This is a genomic window from Actinacidiphila glaucinigra, assembly GCF_035918135.1.
Classification (GTDB): domain Bacteria; phylum Actinomycetota; class Actinomycetes; order Streptomycetales; family Streptomycetaceae; genus Actinacidiphila; species Actinacidiphila glaucinigra.
Genome location: NZ_CP109144.1, coordinates 26,330 through 42,943 on the forward strand (window position 1 = coordinate 26,330; position 16,614 = coordinate 42,943).

Below are 16,614 nucleotides of genomic sequence, written 5' to 3' on the forward strand. Positions count from 1 at the left end.
GTGGCGTGACTGACAGTCGGGGGTCCTTTAGTCGCGGACCTCGTGGTAGATCTTTGGGGGGCCGAACACCGCCCTCACCGAGCCCACCACGCACAAGGCATCAGCTCCGGACTCGTCCATGCGTGCGCTGCGGGACGACGTCCTGGAGGCCATCAGTCTCGTGACGTGCGCTCACCCGAAGACTTCTCGGGCAGATTCAGTGCCCCTGCGCACCTGATCCAGGAGGCAGCCCTGCAGCGAGGGCACATCCCTCCGCAGTGAATGTGCCATGGTCCAAAGCCGCCAACGAAGATGGTACGTTCCGCTCCGATAACGAGCTCGCGGCGCTGTACGGAAGTCTCGATTCCGGACGAGAGATCAACGCTCACGTAGTTGTCTAGGACATTGATTTCCTGCGTCAGAACGGTGACGTGTTCCCGCAGTCGGTCTCGTTCTGCTGCGATCCGGCGAACGAAATATAGGTCGCACGCGGCGGCAGCCAAGCATGGGAGAACCTCTCGGATGATCTCAGTGGTCAGCCCCGGCTCCCAGCAGACCGCGAATTTGCTCGACCCTCTCTACAGCCGCCTCTTCGTGGTATCGGTAGCCGTTCTCTTCACGACGCGGGGCGAGAAGACCCTGCTCTTCTTGGTAGCGCAAGAGGCGGGTGGACACGCCGACCCGCCCCGAAAGCTCCGTGATTCTCATCACCGCCGCCTGCCACTTGACATCACATAGATGTGAATGTTCCACCATTGGCTCAGCCTCACAGCGCGCAGCGCTCCCCGATCAGGGATGACACTGGCCAACCCCGTCAAGGTGACGACGACCCTCCTGACGGACCAGGCTCAGTAGCCAGGCGGAGGCATAACCGGCACCCGGCGGGTACCGCGACCGCGGAATAGCAAACAGCATGAAAAGGACTTTTCAATGGTTGACGCGACTGCATCATCTCTCGTATTCGATTCGGTCGACTACGGCGTCTTGATCCCACTGGATGTTTACTTCGACGACCTTGACCCATACGGGATGCTGCACAACGGTCGTTACACCGTGATGGCCGAACGTGCTTTTAACACGTACGCGTTTAGCCTGGGCTTCGGCGGATCCGAAGTGGCCGTGCCGACCTATTATGTCGTGAAGGCGGTCGCCATCGTGTTCGACCTCCCTTTGATTGGCAACGGGGAAATCGCCGTCCACCTCTGGACCGAGCGGATAGGCCGCACATCGGCAACGACCGGCTTCCGCGTGTGTAGTCGTGATGGCAGCAGCACGTACGCACACGGGACGCGGACCATCGTGAATGTAAGCGGCGAGACGATGCGCCCCACCGAGTGGTCTGAGGAGCATCGAGCGGGGTTCGATCGAATCCAGGGCCCTGAAGCCTGACATCCTGCTTTGAAGCCCCTCGGACCGATGGGCTCGCCCGACTTCACGGGCCTCCGTGTGTCTACTGATTCCCAATGTGGTTGTCAACGCTTGACCCGTGACTGGCTGTAGCTGGCTCAGCCAAGGGTGGCAACGGGGAATGGTGGGCTGCTTTCGAGGGGCCGATTGTCGCGCAGTAGTGCCCACAGGACGTTCAGGCGGCGGCGTGCGAGAGCTCGTTTTCGGTCGTAGAACGCCTTCGAGGTGGGGCAGCATCGGGCGGCGACCTGGGCGGGCATGTAGAAGACCCGCATCAGGCGGCGGCAGTAGCGGCAGGGTCGGCGCATGTTGCCGCTGATCCGTCCGGAGTCTTGGGGGACGGGTGCCAGGCCGGCGACACCGGCGAGGCGGTCGGGGCTGCCGAATACGTTCATGCCTCCGCCGGTGTGGGCGATGAACTCGGCGCCCAGGACAGGGCCGAGGCCGGGCGTGCTCAGGATGATTTCGACGTAGGGGTGGTCGCGGAATCGGCGCTCGATCAGGGCGTCGGTCTCGTCGAGCTCATCGTCGAGGGCCATCACCTCCCTCGCGAGCCTGGCGACCACGGCCGCCCCCAGTTTTTCCCCGGGGGGCGGCGGTGTGCTGGGCCTCAGCTGCCTGGACGGCGGTGGCCGCGACGAGCTGGTGGTTGCGGACCTTGCGGTTCTTCAGCCACGTCGCGAGGCGGTTCTTGCCGTCGCAGGGCGGCCGGTGTCTGGTAGCCGGTCAGCAGCACCAGGGACGCCTTGGAAGTGCTGTAGTCGAAGGCCCGTTCAGGGCAGGGAAGTACTCCAGCAGCCGGGCTCGCATCCGGTTGATCGCCCTCGTGCGGTCCGCGGCAACGTCGAGCCGGCGCGAGGTGAGGATGCGCAGGTCGACGGCGATGTCGTCACCACGGTGCATGGTCTGCAGATCGCGGCGCATGCGGGCCTGGTCAGCGATGATGAAGGTCCTTCGCGTCGCTCTTCCCGTCGCCCCGGTAGGAGCCAGAGGCATGGTGGACGCTGCGGCCGGGGATGTAGAGGACTTGCTGCCCGTTGTCGGTCAGCAGGGCGATCATCAGCGCCGCCCCGTCGGAGTTGAGATCGATTGCCCAGGTCACCGGATCTCCCTCGCTCAGCGCGAGGACATCCGCGATCAGTTCCAGTCCAGCAACACGGTCTTGTCGTTGGCCACCCGCCGCGACAGCCTGCGCTGGCCCTCAGCGTCGATCACCATGCAGTGATGCTCGGTCTTGCCCGCATCCGTCCCAGCCCACAGCTCAGGCACGGCCACCTCCGACGTCGCTCCAGTTCCGGTTCCAGCAGACGACCTCGCCAGCGTGTCCTTACCAAGCGATCGTGCGCGCGCATCCCAATCAGTGGCCGGGTCGTGCGGGACGCCGGGCGGCCAATCCGGGAAGCGCGTCGGCGAACCAGTCGAGTGCCGCCGCGCACGCCTCGGTGGCGTACCCGTATCCTCACGCTTGAGGGAGTAGCGAGCTCGGCCTCCCCGCCTCCCGGACGGTAACCCAGACGCTCCGGGGCACGCCGATCAAGCGTGACTATGCCGATCAACGCTCCGTCGAGCTCGACCACAAAAGAGCCAGGGCGTTGCCCAGGCACCTCAGGCACCGCGCGCTCCAGCTCATCACGCGGTTGAGGGCCACCGATGTAGGTACCCACCTCTGGCGAGGCGAACAGCTCGATCAGCCGGGCGAGCCCGGCCTCAACTGCCTATCGCTCCCACGTTTTTGACCTGATCCCTGGTCAGAGTACGTACGGGTAGAGGCTGACCTTCTCGCGCTCGATGAAGAGTTCGACCCACGTATTGGCGACATCTTCGGGCAGCGGATCAGCAAGGTCCAGCAGGATATTCGTGCCGTCGAAGTCCAGCAGGGCGGCACCGACCTCAGTGAGGCTCAGCTGTCCCCGCAGGACTGCGCAGTGCCCACCGGTCCGGAGCCCGGGACCGATACAACAGCAGGCTTGGCGTTCTGCCCCCAGACTATGTCCTCGTCGATCGTCCACTCAACGTGGTACTCGCCGGGCTCCGCGGCACGATCCCCGCACCATCGGACCGCGGTGTGACCGAACGAGGTCCGGACATCTGCAAGCCAAGGACTTCCAGGGACCTCGCGACCTTCACCAGTTCGATCAGCACCGCTCGATCATGCAGCATCCGCGTCGCTGCCGGGACCCGTGAAGTTTCGGCGCTGCCTGGCACGGGTTCGCCGGAACATGTGCCCTGAGGGTCTTGTTCGAGGTCAGGATGATCGAGCCCTTTTCGTAGTGTTCGGAGATCACCTGGAAGACGAGCTTGGCCTCTGCTCGTTCCAGGGGCTGGTAGCCGACCTCGTCCACCACGAGGACGCTGGGGCTGAGGTAGGTGCCGAATTTACTGGTCAGGCGCCCTGCGGCTTCGGCGGCGGTGAGGTTGCGGACCATGTCGTCGAGGCTGGTGAAGTAGATCGAGTAAGCCGGCCCGGCAGGCCGCGACCGCGAGGGCGAGGTGGGTCTTGCCGACCCCGGGTGGCCGACGCGGTCGCGTCAACCACAGAAAATCCTTTTCATGCCGTTTCTTCTCCGGGCCCTCCCCGGCTGTCGGGGAGGGCCCTTCCTCGGCCGTGTTCGCGGTGGTTGGCCTGCCGTGCGCCGGCCATGCCTCTGTGGCTACTGAGCCTCGTCCGTCACCAGGGTCGTCGTCACCTTGACGGGGTTGGCCAGTGTCTCCCTGATCGGGGAGCGCTGCTGGACGAGCTCGGTCAGTTCCTGGAGCTGCTCGGCCGTCGCGTTCGGCGACTGCGCATGGACGTCCACCCGGATCTCCTGTGCTCCCGGACGGACGGACTTGTCGATGCCGAGGAAGCCCTGGAGGTCGAAGTCGACCTGCAGATCCAGGCTCAGAGAGCTCAGCTCGATGCCACGCGTGGCCGCGACCGACGCGTAGGTCACCGCGTAGCAGCCTGCCAGGCCCTGGAGGATGTACTCGGCAGGGTTTGCCGCCTTGTCCGTGCCGAGCAGCGCTGTGGGCTCGTCCGACTCGAAGACGTACGTGGCGGTACGGCTGGCGATGACTTCACCGTTCTGTCGGGGGGCGGTCGTGGTGGCCCGCTGGTGGGCGCCCCCGCTCCATTCAGACTGGACGCCGAAGGTGACCTGGGCCAATTCGGGCTTGTCCCGGACCGCATCCACGGTCTGGCTCAAAGCGTCCGTGTCGACACCGTTGATCATCAATCTCTCCTTGTCGCCTTCATGTAATCGATTTATCGGTCCTGGGTGACAGCTCGCTGAGAAAACGTCACCGACCGTGCATCGGCACCTTCCGAGATCCCCAAAAATGATCCCGGGCGCTGTCGTCGCCGGCGGCACGCATGACGTGGGCCCGGCGGTGGTGCGCGCGCGCTGCTCGCGGACGGCGTCGAAGTCCTGTTGACCCCGCCCGCGCCGTGGTTACCGGAGGTGGATCGCGAACCCGGTCTCACCGGGCACGTGCGCCTCCTCGAGAACCATGTTTTCGTCGTAGTCGCCACTGTTGCGGGAGCGGTACGGCAGCGGCTGCGTCGTCTCCAGCGTGCGCAGCCGCTCGCGCAGCGCGCCGCGGGCCTCGGTGAACTGCTCCGGGGGCACCCGGTCGGCGCCGTACACCGCGTACGGCGGGAGGACCGACATCCCGGTGTAAAAGAACGTCCCGTGCTGGAGGCTGAACAGCAGGTCGTCCAGTGAACCGTTAATGCCGCGCGGGCCCAGCGCCGCTTCGCTGGCGCCGCCCGTCACGACCACCATCGCGCGCTTGCCCGCCAGTCTGCCCTCGCCGTAGTGGAGTGTGCGGCCGTCATCGCCGGACAGGCCGTACGCGAAACCCTTCACGAACACGCGGTCGATCCAGCCCTTGAGGATCGCGGGGACGCCGAACCACCACAGCGGGAACTGCACGACGACCGCGTCCGCCCAGGCCAGTTTCTCCTGCTCGGCAACGATTTCCGGGCTCAGCATGCCCCCGGCGTACGCACGGGCGGACGCCGCCCCGACCTGCAGCCGCTCGTCGGCGGCCTCGGTGCCGTAGTCGGCCGCGTCGACGACCGGGTTCCACTTCATCGCGTACAGATCCGACTCGCGGACGTCATGGCCGAGGTTCCGGAGTGTCTGGAGGCTGTCGTCGCGGAGGGCGCCGCTCAGCGAGCGGGGTTCGGGATGGGCGAATACCCACAACACGTTCATGACTTCGATCATCCGACCGTTGCGGAGCGTGAGCGAGTGGCCTGATAGCCAATATATGCAAGAATCGGGCCATGACTTCTCCTGCCGCGTTCGCGCACCCCGACCGCCACCGCGTCGCCGTCCTGGTGCGGCACGGGATGCTCGTGATGGAACTCGGCATCATCCAGCGGCTGTTCGGGCAGGCGCGCTCGGCGGCAGGCGAGCCGCTGTACGAGGTCGTCACCTGCACGCCCGAGCCAGGGCTGGTGCGCACCGACTCCGACGTCGTCATCCCCGTCCACCGCGGTCCGGAAGTCCTCGCAGAGGCCGATACCGTGATCGTTTCGGCGTCGATGGCGGACTACGAGCCGGCGGCGCGCGAGCTGGCCCCGCCGGTGCGCGCCGCGCTGGCGCGGATCCGGGAGGGCGCACGGATCGCGTCGATCTGCACCGGCGCGTTCGTGCTGGCCGCCGCCGGCCTGCTCGACGGCCGCCCGGCGACCACGCACTGGCAATCCGCCGCGGAACTGCAGGAACGGTTCCCGGAGGTCGACGTCGACCCGTGCGTGCTCTACACCGACGACGGCGACGTTCTCACTTCCGCCGGCGTCGCCTCCGGGATCGACCTGGTGCTGCACATGATCCGCCGCGACCACGGCACGGCTGTGGCCAACGAGGTCGCCCGCGGCACGGTCGTCTCCCCGCACCGCGAGGGCGGCCAGGCCCAGTTCGTCCGCCGCCCGGTGCTCGAGCCCCGGACGTCGTCGACGAAGGCCGCCCGTGCCTGGGCGCTGGACAACCTGCACCGCCCGCTGACGCTGCGCGAGCTGGCGGCCCGCGAGTCGATGAGCACCCGCACGTTCACCCGCCGCTTCCGCGAGGAGGTCGGCGTCTCGGCGCTGCAATGGCTTACGCAGCAACGAATCGAGCGCGCCCGCCAGCTCCTGGAGGAGTCGGCCCTCCCGGTGGACCGGGTGGCGGCGGAAGCTGGCTTCGGCACGGGTGCCTCGCTGCGCCAGCACTTCCAGGCGGCGCTGGGCGTATCGCCGAGCGCGTACCGGTCGACGTTCCGCGGCGAACCGGCAGCCCAGTCCGGCTAGTTAAGTCTGCCTCGGTCTCGGGGTCGGCTCCAGGGCGGTTGCAAGTTCCGGGGTCGAGCCGGCCGTGTTCGAGTCGGTGGCCTCCGACCCGACGGTCTCGCGGCTGATCGACACCCTCGCCGCAGCCGGGCCGAAAGCGCTGACAGCCATCCGGGCCGCACGGTCCGAGGTCCGTGAACGTGTGTGGAAAGTGGCCGGTGATGCGGCCCCGGACCGCGGCGGACAGGTCATCGTGGACCTGGACGGGGTGCTGGTGATCGCGCACTCCGACAAGCAAGACGCGAAGCCGACGTGGAAGAAGTCCTTCGGCCACCACCCGCTGATGGGATTCGTCGACCACGGCAGCGGCGGCAGCGGAGAACCCGTGGCGGGCTTGCTGCGGCCCGGCAACGCCGGCTCCAACACCGCGGCCGACCACGTCGAAGCCGCCCGGCTCGCCCTGGCCCAGCTCCCGAAGACCTACCGGCGCGGACGCCACACCCTCATCCGCACCGACTCCGGCGGCGGGACCCACGAGTTCGTGGCCTGGCTGGCCCAGTGCGGAAGGTGGCTGTCGTACTCGGTCGGTATGACCATCACCGATCCCATCCACCGAGCAGTGCTGCACGTTCCCGCCACCGCAGGACGCGGGCCGTCGAGCCCCGTGGCGAGGTCCGCGACGGCGCCTGGGTCGCCGAACTTGCCGGTGACGCCCTCAAGGGATGGCCGACAGGGATGCGACTGATCGTCCGCAAGGAACGGCCGCGCCCCGGCGCACAGTTACGGATCACTGACGCCGACGGCCTGCGGCTCACCGCGTTCGCCACCAACACCCACAACGTGCCGATCGCTCGAGCTCAGGCACCGCCAGCGTGCGCGAGCCGAGGACCGCATCCGTGCCGCGCGAGCCACCGGCCTGCGTAACTGCCCCTCCACCACACCGCGCAGAACCAGATCTGGCTGGAGATCGTCCAGATCGCCCTGGACCTACTCGCATGGATGTCGATGCTCGCCTTGACCGGCTATGTCCGCCGCTGGGAACCCCGGCGGCTTCGACTCCGACTGTTCTCCACCGCCGCCCAGCTCGTCACCACCGGACGACGCCGCATCCTCCGCCTCGCGACGCACTGGCCCTGGACAGACCTGATCAACCAAGCCCTGCAACGGCTCCAAGCCCTGCCGAACCCCGGCTGACCAGCAACGTCCCGTCCCTACGAACAGCACCACCCCGCCCGGAACCGTGGAACCCGGCGCCCACCCGACGCTACAGCCGGGCCACAGACCTACCCGTGACCGCCCGAACGACCGAAACCGCCCGCCAGAGAATCCGACGAACCGTCACGAAAGATCGAGGTTAACGAAGCCCTATCCAGCGGTGCACCATCACGTCGCCACTGCCCTAAGAAGCGAGAGTTTCCGTACTGCTTCACTTGATGTCCCGAGTATCTCCGACAGTTCAGGCCCACGTCCTGCGAGGCTGTCCAGGAGCACTGCCATATCGCCACCGACGTCTGCTCGGCCACCCGTCTGGACGTAGACGTGGGAGTTGCTGTGGCCTATGCGATACGTGCAGTCGGGTGATCCGTACAGCTTGATCGCTGTCTCCACGTAGTCGCCAGACCAAGCGGCAGGTGCCGAGGCGGCAAGCAGGGTGTACATCACCATGAGGCGACCTTCCTCGCCATCAAGTGGAACGTCAAGTCCTAGGGGAATACATATATCTCGCTCATGCATCCACGCATCCCAGATCGTATGGGTGCCGAACACGGACCAGTGCAATTTTCTCCGAAGTGGACCCTGCTTCACTTGGGGGGACCCTTCCATCACGCGCCGGAGGAACAACTCCCCTTCCCGTTGGATCAATTGCGATAGCTCATCCACCGTCTCCCTTACGGATTCGCCCTCCGAATGCCTCATCCAAGCGGCAGGTGAGGTTTTCGGACTGAAGTTCCTGGGGTTTCCGAAAGGGTATTCAGTCTCATCTAGCATAGATATATGCACCTTGGTTACATCACGAACGTGGCGTACCACTTCATGCACCGACCAGTCCGTGCAGCGAGACTGTGCGTTGAATTGAGATTCTTCGATGTTGTTCAAGAGCTCAAGAAATGCGTGTCGTCGGCGGCGCAATATTGCGTAGACCGCCTCCGCGCCTTCGCTCCACCCTTCCATCTCGGAAATCATGTAAGTCGTACTTGAGTCCATCGGATCAACCATTCGCGCTTTTCGAAGCAGTAGGGACGGCTCGCACAGTTGCCTCTGAGTTCGGTAAAGGGTTTTGCAGTGCCCGGTCCAAAGATCCAGGAATCGGCCGCTACGGAGGCGTCACCACATTGAGGTCCGCAAAACGCAACTCGTGCTTCAGGCAGCTCCGCTGAGGATTCCCGTCTCTCTGCGAGACGGCCATTTGGTCAGCCGCCCAGATGGCCGATCTTCTTGGCCAGCTCCTCCAGATCCGACGGGGTTGCAGACCAGATGGTGCGAACGTGCTCAGTGATGTCCTCGGCAGGCCAGTTCCACCAGGCGATGCGCAGCATGCGGTCGATGTCCTCGTCTGGCAGCCGCTTCTTGATCTCTTTCGCGGGGTTGCCTCCGACCACGCTGTAAGGTGCGACATCGCTGGTGACCAGGGACCGCGCTCCGATGACTGCACCATCACCGATGGTGACGCCGGGCATGATGACGGCTTCACGACCGATCCACACATCGTTGCCTACGACGATGTCGCCCTTGCTAGGCAGATTGGGCAGCAAGTCGGCCGTCTTCTCGAGCCACGATCCGCCGAAGATGAAGAAGGGGTATGAGGTGGTGCCACCGGGCATGTGGTAGTCCGTTCCCGGCGACATGATGAACTTCGTCCCCATGGCCAGGCAGCAGAATTTGCCGATGACCAGTCTTTCCGGTCCATACGCATAGAGAACGTTGTTGTCCTCGAAGCCGGCGGCGTTTTCGGTGTCGTTGTAGTAGGTGAATTCACCGACCTCGATCCTGGGCGACTTGATGAGCGGCTTGAGGAAGACAGTGACGTCTTCGGCTGCTTCGACCAATCCGGGGCGCCGCTCGCTCTTTATCATGCCAGGGATGCGGGCGTTTGCGGGATCGGGGAACGTGGTCATGCTGTGGACCATCCTTGGTGACTGTGTCGGTGTGCATCAGGGGCTCACCACGCGGCGTGCGGTGGCGGGCAGTCCCTGTTCCCCATTCGGCTGACGTTCGCCGAGCCGGATGAGGCCAAGACGGAGCGGATCAGGTTTCGTCTGCGGTCGGCAGTGTGATGGGAATACCCACGAGGAGCCGTGTTCGGCCCACGATCCGTCGTAGTTGCGCAGGTTCTTGGATCAAAGTTCGAGAATTCCGTACAGTCCGACGAACTCGTCATCGGAGCGGAAGGTGCCGTCGTCGTTGGCGGCCTTGGACCATGGCACATTCACTGTGGTGGGGATGTGTTCTCGCTGCAGGGCTGCCTCCTGGTGGGCGGGGGCACTGATTTTGCCCGAGAGCTCCTCGGGCGAACCCACGTCCACAAGATTGAGTGAACCGATGGCCGCTAGGACGTCATCTCGCAGGGCACGCATAGATGGTTTCGGAGCTGATGCCTTGTACGCGGTGGGCTGGCGGGTAGCCCCTTCCTGCACCGGTTCTCGGTTGTCGAGTTCCCGTTTCTTGCGGCCGCCATCGAGCAGTCGTATGTCCTCGTGCCCGTATACCTTGAGATACCAGTATGCGAATGCCTATGTGGTGCCGTCGGCACCAGGCACGGATCGCCCTTGACGAATAAGCCTTGTCTGCCACCACGCGGGGCGGGCGGGTGCGCGGCCGACCCCCGTGGGCGTTGCCTGCGGTGAGCACGATCTCGACAGGGGCAGGCCGCGTCCGTCGACCGCGAGGTGGACCTTGGTGGTCAGTCCGCCTCCGGACCGGCCGAGTACCTGCCGCGCCGTTGCGGATCCGCCAGTTCGTCCCCTTCTGCGGGCGCCGGCGGCGGGCTGGTGCGCACGGTTGATCGTGGAGTCGACGGACACGGTCCACTGCACCGTGCCCACCGCGTCGTCGCGAATGTGGACGTGCTCCAGCAGCCGGGCCCAGGTCCCGTCCGTCTCCGAGCGCACAAACCGCTCGACGGTCTGCCAGGGCCCGTAGCGCTCCGGCAAATCCCGCCACGGAGCACTCGTACGCAACCGCCACAGCACTCAGTTGACCACCTGCCGATGATCTCGCCACGGCCGCCCACCGTCACGTGACGCTGCACTGTGTGCCGGCCTTTGCGGGCAGGCCGTGCGTCACCCGCGTGCGTGGACGGAGCCCCACCCTCCATCAACGCTGAGCAGCTGACCGGTCACGTAGGAACTGGCAGGACTGGCGAAGAAGAGGATGGCCTGCGCGATGTCCTCCGGCTCGCCGAGCCGCCCAAGGACGTATTCCTTCGTCAGCATCTCCTCCAGCGCCGGATTCTCCGTGACAGCGCGGGAGAAGTCGGTACGGGCTACGGCAGGCCTGACCGCGTTGACCCGTACGTTCGCGGTACCCCATTCTGCAGCCAGCGCGAGCGTGAGGGCGTCCACCGCGCCCTTAGTGGTGGCGTACAGGCTTACATTCGCCATGCTCCGGTCGCTTCCCACCGCGGAGGTCACGTTGACGATGCTCCCGCCGCCGACCGAGGCCATGTGCGCGGCAGCTTTCGCGCCCAACAGCAAAGGTGCGCGCGTATTGAGTGCCCACAGCGCGTCGGCTTCCTCGGCCGTCATATCCTGAGCAGGCGTCAAGCTGCCCAACTGACCGGCGTTGTTGACGAGTACGTCGACCTGGCCAAGCTGTGCGATAAGAGCCTCCCAGACTGCCTCGGGAGCCTCAGGCCGGGACAGGTCTGCCGGAATCACCACCGTGGTATCGGGCAAACTGTCCGCTAGCGCCTTCATCGACTCTTCGCGGCGGCCGACCAGCGCGAGCCGCGCACCCGCACGGGCGAGGAGGAGAGCCGTGCTCGCTCCTATTCCCCGCCCACCGCCGGTGACCACCGCCGTCTTGCCGGCCAGCGGGTGAGTGGGCAGACCATCGAGTGCGTTGTTCGTCATTGTTGTGTCCTTTTACACGTCGAATAAGGCATTCAGGGCCTCAGAGGGAGTACTCTTTCGCGCTCGCATTCGTGACACGCGTCACTCCGCAGGACGGCGGTAGGCGCCGTACCACCAGATCCTGGCGAGCTCACGGGCGAATGAGGCGTCGCCGCTTCCGTCGTCGACGCTGATGTGGTGGGCGATCGCCTGTCCGCCTCCCCACACGATGATCCGGCTCGCGGCCACAGCATCGAGATCGGGTGACGTTGATCCTGCATCCTGCTCGGCCAGCAGCGTCTCCAGCACGTGCTCGTCAAACCCTTCGAGGTCGGCTGTGTAGAAGTCGCTCACCTCTGGGTCGTAGGCCGCCACCTCACGGATCGCGGTGATCAGGCTGCGATGGGTACGGTGAACAACGATCACTTCTTCGAAGAACCGGGTAAACCGGTCTGCTCCGTCCTCTGCGACGGCTGGATCCCACTGGCGGGCCAGCGCCAGTAGCGACTCACGCAGTTGAGCGGACAGGCGCGCTAGAATGTCTGACTTTCCGCGGAAGTGTGCATAGAAGGTGGCTCGTGAGACGCCAGCCTCGTCGATGATGCGTTGCACGCTGATCGCCGTGAAGGGCTCGCCTGCATCAAGGAGCTCAGTCACCGCCGACAGCAGGCGAGCCTCGGTCGCCTCTGCTTGCACCGCATGGTGGGTGGACCTGCGTCGCGTAACGGATCGCAACGGGCACCTTCCGTTCGTCAGTGTGGGATTACGTACAGGGAGAGGGAAGGCCTCGCTCCGCGCGGCTCTCATGCATCCTGCACCGGCCTGACGGTCGCCGTGTTCGTCGCGATCTTCGTCAGAACGTCTGCGAATTCGCGGGGGTGGGAGTAGAAGGGCGCGTGGTGACCAGGGACGCGGTACACGGCATCGGCACGTTTCGCCATGTCTTCCTCGACCGCAGCGACGGTGGACACGTCGTAGTCCGGGATCACATAGCTGTTGGGCACGGTTTTCCAGCCCGCCTGCGTCACCGTCTCGAAGTCGGCACGCACGGTCTGCGGGACGAGTCTCGCCATCGCCTCCACCGTCTCCGGATTCGAGGCGTCACCGTCATAGAAGCCTGCGGGAAGATTCAGATCGGGGTTCTCCGGCGGACGCAGGCCGATCAGCGAGTCGGGGGCCGGCACGCCGTGCATCTGGAACATGCCCTCGCCGACGTCAAGCATGTAGGCCGCCACGTACACGGCGTGCACGACATTGGAAGCCCCGGCGATCGCCTCAGTGACCGGTACCCCGCCATAGGAGTGCGCCACAACGATCACCGGGCCGGCTATCGCCTCCAGGGCCCGCTTGATCACTTTGGCGTCGTCATGCATGCCCGGCAGCGGCTCGACTGCCGACGGGTCCTCCACCGCACTCACGAGGCTCACCGCTCGCGTGGACCAGCCATCGCTCTCAAGAACTTGCTGCAGCCGCTCCCATACCCACGGCCCGTGGTGGCCCCCCGGCACCAACAGGAACGTCGGGCGACTCGCACTCGCATTCACAGCACATCTCCTCAAGCAGGCCTTGCCGCGCACGCCCCACGGCGCAGAATCGGTCAACAGACCCCATACGCAATGACCATACAACATGTTCAGTCTTGCTCACCGCTGGGCAACGTTCGTCTATCGACCGCTTGATGAGCAAGATCGATAAGCGGCGGCGCGCGGCCGGATCGCGTGAACTCATCGTTCAGGCACCAAACGAGGGCCTGGATACCGCCCGGGCCCGCGGCATCCGCCGCGGGCCGGCCTGCGAGGACGGAGAAGCGGTAGTGCCACGCTCGCGACCTGCTTGTCCGACCGGACCGGAGAACACCGTCACCTCGATCGCGAAGCTCCTCGGCGTCTCCAGGAACGATCCACAACTGCGTGCCTGATCTGAAGGGCGGTCGCCTCGCACTCGCTGAACGGCGAGTGCGCTGGAACTGCCCCGACACTCCAGGTCCGAAGACTGATCACTGCCGTCTGCGGCTCGGCTCTTGCCGGTACCCCAATGTGCCGCAGCGGTGTGTTCTTCTGTCACCAGGTCCTGCGTACGGCCGGTCGCTCGTTTCGCCCGACCGCCGAGGCGTCTCACGTACTGCTGTTCCCTGGGGACAGAAGCGCTTCGCGGTGGCGGTGGGATGCCTGACACTCGTGTCGGCGACGGTCACCGCGAAACCACCCTTGCCCCCGAGCAGCCAGCCGCGCGGTTCAGACAGACCGCCGCCATCGCCCTTTACCGAGGGTTCGGATTGCGCTGTGGGCTGCGCCTCTCGACTGGCAACTGCCCACACCGCGCGCGAGGACGCCCTGGGCGCGGCTGGGTGCGGAGTCCCAGCCCTCGCCGCTTTCCCCAGCTCGAACCGAACCGCTCGCTTGCTCGTTCATCAGCCGCCTGCATGAGCTGAGGCGAAGCTCTGCGCTAAGCGACTTGCTTTCACACTGATGTCAAGGTTGGAGCCTAGTCGAGTCGCCGCGCTTGCGGAGGCTCGATGTGAGCCCGAGGCCACCTCTCCGAGGCTCTGATCACGAAGGACAGCCGTCGTGACCACTACCCAGATGGACGTTCCAAGGACCTCGTCCGTGGAGCGTTTGCCACTCCTGCCCCTGATCGCGAAGCCAGTCGACCCAGGATTGTGACATGAACATGACTTCGACAAAGAACGCCGACATCAACTTCTATTTCGACCCCATCTGTCCGTTCGCGTGGATGACGAGCAAGTGGATCCGGATCGTCCAGGCACAGCGCCACTACACCGTCGACTGGCGGTTCATCTCACTGCGTCTGATCAACTCGCACATCGACTACGACACCCACTTCCCTGAGGAGTACCACGCCCAGCACACCGCGGGCCTGCGGCTCCTGCGAGTGGCCTCTGCGGCCCGAGAGAAGCACGGACGCGAGGCGATCGGCCCGCTCTACGCGGCCTACGGCGCGCGCATCATGGAGGCCGGACCCGACGAGGGCCGGGCCCCCGGCTGGCAAGGCACCCCCGACCTCGCCGCCGACGCCCTCGCCGAAGCCAACCTGCCGACCTCGCTCGTCGACGCACTCGACGACACGACCCGAGATGCCGAGATCCAGGCCGAGTCCGACGAGGCGCTGTCGCTGACGGGCAAGGATGTCGGCACGCCGATTGTGCACTTCGAGCCGCCGGAGGGCATCGCCTTCTTCGGACCGGTGATCAGCCGACTGCCTGACGAGGAACAGGCAGGGGTGCTGTGGGATCACGTCATCGGCCTCGCCCGGTTCCCCGGCTTCGCCGAACTCAAGCGCAGCCTGCGCGAGCGTCCGCAGCTACCGTCGTTCGGCGTAACAGCGCAGGAGACGGGCAAGACCGAGGACTGGCACGCCGGAAGCCGCAGACTCAAGAAGTAGCTCTGCCAGGGCGCTCCCCCGGCAGCCGGCGGCTCCCGTCGCAGGTTGGAAAACGATCCACTACGTGTCGCGGTCGCGCGATGTGGTCGGAGCAACCCATCGCGTGGCCGGAGACAAAACGGTCAACGTGTTGTCCGGCCATGCGACTAGGTCGGCGAGCACGGCAACCACGACCAGCGGGCTACCGGGAGTCAAGCCACCAGTTAGGCGGGGCTTCGGCTTCGCTCCGAGCCTTCGCGCGGCCTCGCACACGGTCAGCCGTGCCCCTCGGCCGGGCTGCCCGGCACCCTCAACCATGGGCAGCCATAGTCACATCGAGAAGGAGAGATCATGTCCGACACCAGGCCGCGGCAGGCGGCCGTCGAGGTACCGCGAGGACTGGCGGGCGTCGTCGTCACCGATACCGCACTCGGGGACGTGCGGGGAACCGAGGGCTTCTACCACTACCGCCAGTACTCCGCGATCGAACTGGCGGCGAGCCGGAGCTTCGAGGACGTCTGGCACCTGATGTTCCACGGGACGCTGCCCGACGCGGAGCGCTCGGCCGCCTTCGCCGCCCGCGTCGCCGCACTGCGCCACCTGCCGGACGAGGTCGCTGAGGCGCTGCCGGCGATCGCCCGGGCGACCGCCGCGGCCGGCCCGCTCGCCGGACTGCGCACCGCGCTGTCGCTGTACGGCTCCGCCACGGGCCTGGGCCCGCTGTACGACACTGATCCGGCACGCCGCGCCGAGGACGCGCTCGCCGCCTCTGCCGTCGTGCCGACCATCCTGACGGCGCTGCACCGGATCGGCCGTGGCCAGGAGCCGCTCGCGCCGCGCGACGACCTCGGACACGCCGCCAACTACCTGTACATGATGACCGGTTCGGAGCCGGACCCAGTGCATGCGCGAGCGATCGAGCAGTACCTGGTGGCGACGGTGGACCACGGCTTCAACCCGTCGACGTTCACCGCGCGGGTGATCGCGTCCACCGGCGCCGATCTGGTGGCCTGCCTCGTCGGCGCGGTCGGCGCGTTCTCGGGCCCGCTCCACGGCGGCGCGCCGGCCCGCGCGCTCGACACCCTCGACGCGATCGGCACCGTCGACCGGATCGACCCGTGGATCAGGGAGCGGGTCCTCGCGGGCGAGCGAATCATGGGCTTCGGACACGCGGTCTACCGCACCGAGGACCCGCGCTCCCGGATGCTGCGCAGCACAGGTCTGGCGTTCGGCGGACCGCTCATCGACTTCGCCGTGCGGGTCGAGGAACGCGTGGAGGCGATCCTCGCCGAACTCAAGCCGGGCCGCGAGTTGCACTCCAACGTCGAATTCTACGCCGGCGTCGTCATGGAGCAGTGCGGCCTGCCGCGGGCCATGTTCACGCCGACGTTCGCGGTCGCCAGGGTCGTCGGCTGGAGCGCCAATATCCTGGAACAGGCCGCCGATCCGAAGATCATCCGTCCGGGCGCGCGGTACGTGGGCGAGACGCCGCCGCAGCCCCTACCGGCGGTGTGAGGAGGGAGCGGGGTCGCGACTACG

15 protein-coding genes and 7 pseudogenes are annotated in these 16,614 nt (G+C 66.0%); 7 read left to right on the forward strand and 15 right to left on the reverse strand.

Annotated elements, in window-relative coordinates; all coding sequences use genetic code 11:
- Positions 1 to 85: 85 nt before the first annotated feature.
- Positions 86 to 332 (forward strand): annotated as a pseudogene (locus OIE69_RS44650) (sulfurtransferase); the annotation flags it as partial.
- Positions 333 to 507: 175 nt separating this feature from the next.
- Here OIE69_RS44650 and OIE69_RS00125 read toward each other — a convergent pair.
- Positions 508 to 735: a MerR family transcriptional regulator gene (locus tag OIE69_RS00125; RefSeq protein ID WP_392567436.1), complete on the reverse strand. Its 228-nt coding sequence runs from the start codon at positions 733 to 735 to the stop codon at positions 508 to 510.
- Between the two features lie 174 nt (positions 736 to 909).
- Here OIE69_RS00125 and OIE69_RS00130 point away from each other — a divergent pair, with 174 nt between their 5' ends.
- On the forward strand, positions 910 to 1,368 hold the full coding sequence (locus OIE69_RS00130) for an acyl-CoA thioesterase (RefSeq protein ID WP_326569888.1): 459 nt from the start codon (positions 910 to 912) through the stop codon (positions 1,366 to 1,368).
- 116 nt (positions 1,369 to 1,484) lie between these two features.
- Here OIE69_RS00130 and OIE69_RS00135 read toward each other — a convergent pair.
- The 6 genes and pseudogenes from OIE69_RS00135 to OIE69_RS00160 all read right to left on the reverse strand — a co-directional run bounded on the left by OIE69_RS00135 (position 1,485) and on the right by OIE69_RS00160 (position 5,585).
- Positions 1,485 to 2,655, reverse strand: a pseudogene (locus OIE69_RS00135) (IS110 family RNA-guided transposase).
- A gap of 124 nt (positions 2,656 to 2,779) precedes the next feature.
- Positions 2,780 to 3,083, reverse strand: a pseudogene (locus tag OIE69_RS00140) (GNAT family N-acetyltransferase); the annotation flags it as partial.
- A gap of 51 nt (positions 3,084 to 3,134) precedes the next feature.
- Positions 3,135 to 3,395: a hypothetical protein gene (locus tag OIE69_RS00145; protein WP_326569889.1), complete on the reverse strand. Its 261-nt coding sequence runs from the start codon at positions 3,393 to 3,395 to the stop codon at positions 3,135 to 3,137.
- A 222-nt stretch (positions 3,396 to 3,617) separates the two neighbouring features.
- A pseudogene (locus OIE69_RS00150) lies at positions 3,618 to 3,900 on the reverse strand (ATP-binding protein); the annotation flags it as partial.
- Positions 3,901 to 4,037: 137 nt separating this feature from the next.
- A complete protein-coding gene (locus tag OIE69_RS00155; protein WP_326569890.1) occupies positions 4,038 to 4,598 on the reverse strand; it encodes an OsmC family protein in 561 nt (186 codons plus the stop codon).
- Between the two features lie 219 nt (positions 4,599 to 4,817).
- Positions 4,818 to 5,585, reverse strand: a complete 768-nt coding sequence (locus tag OIE69_RS00160) for an NAD(P)H-dependent oxidoreductase (RefSeq protein WP_326569891.1) — start codon at positions 5,583 to 5,585, stop codon at positions 4,818 to 4,820.
- 71 nt (positions 5,586 to 5,656) lie between these two features.
- On the opposite strand from OIE69_RS00160, the gene OIE69_RS00165 reads away from it, so the two are divergent.
- Complete coding sequence (locus tag OIE69_RS00165) at positions 5,657 to 6,664, forward strand: GlxA family transcriptional regulator (protein ID WP_326569892.1); 1,008 nt, start codon at positions 5,657 to 5,659, stop codon at positions 6,662 to 6,664.
- A gap of 55 nt (positions 6,665 to 6,719) precedes the next feature.
- Positions 6,720 to 7,837 (forward strand): annotated as a pseudogene (locus OIE69_RS00170) (IS1380 family transposase); the annotation flags it as partial.
- A 189-nt stretch (positions 7,838 to 8,026) separates the two neighbouring features.
- On the opposite strand, the gene OIE69_RS00175 reads toward OIE69_RS00170, so the two are convergent.
- From OIE69_RS00175 to OIE69_RS00205, 8 genes and pseudogenes are all read right to left on the reverse strand, one after another.
- On the reverse strand, positions 8,027 to 8,308 hold the full coding sequence (locus tag OIE69_RS00175; RefSeq protein ID WP_326569893.1) for a hypothetical protein: 282 nt from the start codon (positions 8,306 to 8,308) through the stop codon (positions 8,027 to 8,029).
- A 63-nt stretch (positions 8,309 to 8,371) separates the two neighbouring features.
- Positions 8,372 to 8,860: pseudogene (locus OIE69_RS44655) on the reverse strand (DinB family protein); the annotation flags it as partial.
- A 194-nt stretch (positions 8,861 to 9,054) separates the two neighbouring features.
- On the reverse strand, positions 9,055 to 9,717 hold the full coding sequence (locus OIE69_RS00180) for a CatB-related O-acetyltransferase (RefSeq protein WP_330294185.1): 663 nt from the start codon (positions 9,715 to 9,717) through the stop codon (positions 9,055 to 9,057).
- Between the two features lie 264 nt (positions 9,718 to 9,981).
- Entirely contained in the window at positions 9,982 to 10,161 is a 180-nt protein-coding gene (locus tag OIE69_RS00185) for a rhodanese-like domain-containing protein (RefSeq protein ID WP_326569895.1), read from the reverse strand.
- Positions 10,162 to 10,252: 91 nt separating this feature from the next.
- Positions 10,253 to 10,872 (reverse strand): annotated as a pseudogene (locus tag OIE69_RS00190) (IS5 family transposase); the annotation flags it as partial.
- A 51-nt stretch (positions 10,873 to 10,923) separates the two neighbouring features.
- A complete protein-coding gene (locus OIE69_RS00195) occupies positions 10,924 to 11,715 on the reverse strand; it encodes an SDR family NAD(P)-dependent oxidoreductase (RefSeq protein WP_326569896.1) in 792 nt (263 codons plus the stop codon).
- Positions 11,716 to 11,796: 81 nt separating this feature from the next.
- Positions 11,797 to 12,390: a TetR/AcrR family transcriptional regulator gene (locus OIE69_RS00200; protein WP_326569897.1), complete on the reverse strand. Its 594-nt coding sequence runs from the start codon at positions 12,388 to 12,390 to the stop codon at positions 11,797 to 11,799.
- Between the two features lie 107 nt (positions 12,391 to 12,497).
- Complete coding sequence (locus tag OIE69_RS00205) at positions 12,498 to 13,325, reverse strand: alpha/beta fold hydrolase (RefSeq protein WP_326569898.1); 828 nt, start codon at positions 13,323 to 13,325, stop codon at positions 12,498 to 12,500.
- A 47-nt stretch (positions 13,326 to 13,372) separates the two neighbouring features.
- Between OIE69_RS00205 and OIE69_RS00210 the strand changes: the two genes are divergently transcribed.
- The 3 genes from OIE69_RS00210 to OIE69_RS00220 all read left to right on the forward strand — a co-directional run bounded on the left by OIE69_RS00210 (position 13,373) and on the right by OIE69_RS00220 (position 16,590).
- Entirely contained in the window at positions 13,373 to 13,612 is a 240-nt protein-coding gene (locus OIE69_RS00210; RefSeq protein ID WP_326569899.1) for a hypothetical protein, read from the forward strand.
- 752 nt (positions 13,613 to 14,364) lie between these two features.
- Positions 14,365 to 15,096 carry a mycothiol-dependent nitroreductase Rv2466c family protein gene (locus tag OIE69_RS00215; RefSeq protein ID WP_326569900.1) on the forward strand — a complete coding sequence of 244 codons (732 nt, stop codon included), beginning with the start codon at positions 14,365 to 14,367 and terminating at the stop codon, positions 15,094 to 15,096.
- 330 nt (positions 15,097 to 15,426) lie between these two features.
- Positions 15,427 to 16,590 (forward strand): citrate/2-methylcitrate synthase, encoded by a 1,164-nt coding sequence (locus OIE69_RS00220; RefSeq protein ID WP_326569901.1) that lies wholly within the window; start codon positions 15,427 to 15,429, stop codon positions 16,588 to 16,590.
- Positions 16,591 to 16,614: the final 24 nt, after the last annotated feature.

What these genes read in the sequence shown, in the direction of transcription:
- OIE69_RS00215 (WP_326569900.1), top strand. Translation starts at nt 14,365, where the DNA reads ATGACTTCGACAAAGAACGCCGACATCAACTTCTATTTCGACCCCATC.
- OIE69_RS00155 (WP_326569890.1), bottom strand. Translation starts at nt 4,598, where the DNA reads ATGATCAACGGTGTCGACACGGACGCTTTGAGCCAGACCGTGGATGCG.
- OIE69_RS00125 (WP_392567436.1), bottom strand. Translation starts at nt 735, where the DNA reads ATGGTGGAACATTCACATCTATGTGATGTCAAGTGGCAGGCGGCGGTG.
- OIE69_RS00175 (WP_326569893.1), bottom strand. Translation starts at nt 8,308, where the DNA reads ATGGTGATGTACACCCTGCTTGCCGCCTCGGCACCTGCCGCTTGGTCT.
- OIE69_RS00220 (WP_326569901.1), top strand. Translation starts at nt 15,427, where the DNA reads ATGTCCGACACCAGGCCGCGGCAGGCGGCCGTCGAGGTACCGCGAGGA.
- OIE69_RS00195 (WP_326569896.1), bottom strand. Translation starts at nt 11,715, where the DNA reads ATGACGAACAACGCACTCGATGGTCTGCCCACTCACCCGCTGGCCGGC.
- OIE69_RS00165 (WP_326569892.1), top strand. Translation starts at nt 5,657, where the DNA reads ATGACTTCTCCTGCCGCGTTCGCGCACCCCGACCGCCACCGCGTCGCC.
- OIE69_RS00160 (WP_326569891.1), bottom strand. Translation starts at nt 5,585, where the DNA reads ATGAACGTGTTGTGGGTATTCGCCCATCCCGAACCCCGCTCGCTGAGC.
- OIE69_RS00205 (WP_326569898.1), bottom strand. Translation starts at nt 13,325, where the DNA reads ATGTTGTATGGTCATTGCGTATGGGGTCTGTTGACCGATTCTGCGCCG.
- OIE69_RS00180 (WP_330294185.1), bottom strand. Translation starts at nt 9,717, where the DNA reads ATGATAAAGAGCGAGCGGCGCCCCGGATTGGTCGAAGCAGCCGAAGAC.
- OIE69_RS00210 (WP_326569899.1), top strand. Translation starts at nt 13,373, where the DNA reads ATGAGCAAGATCGATAAGCGGCGGCGCGCGGCCGGATCGCGTGAACTC.
- OIE69_RS00130 (WP_326569888.1), top strand. Translation starts at nt 910, where the DNA reads ATGGTTGACGCGACTGCATCATCTCTCGTATTCGATTCGGTCGACTAC.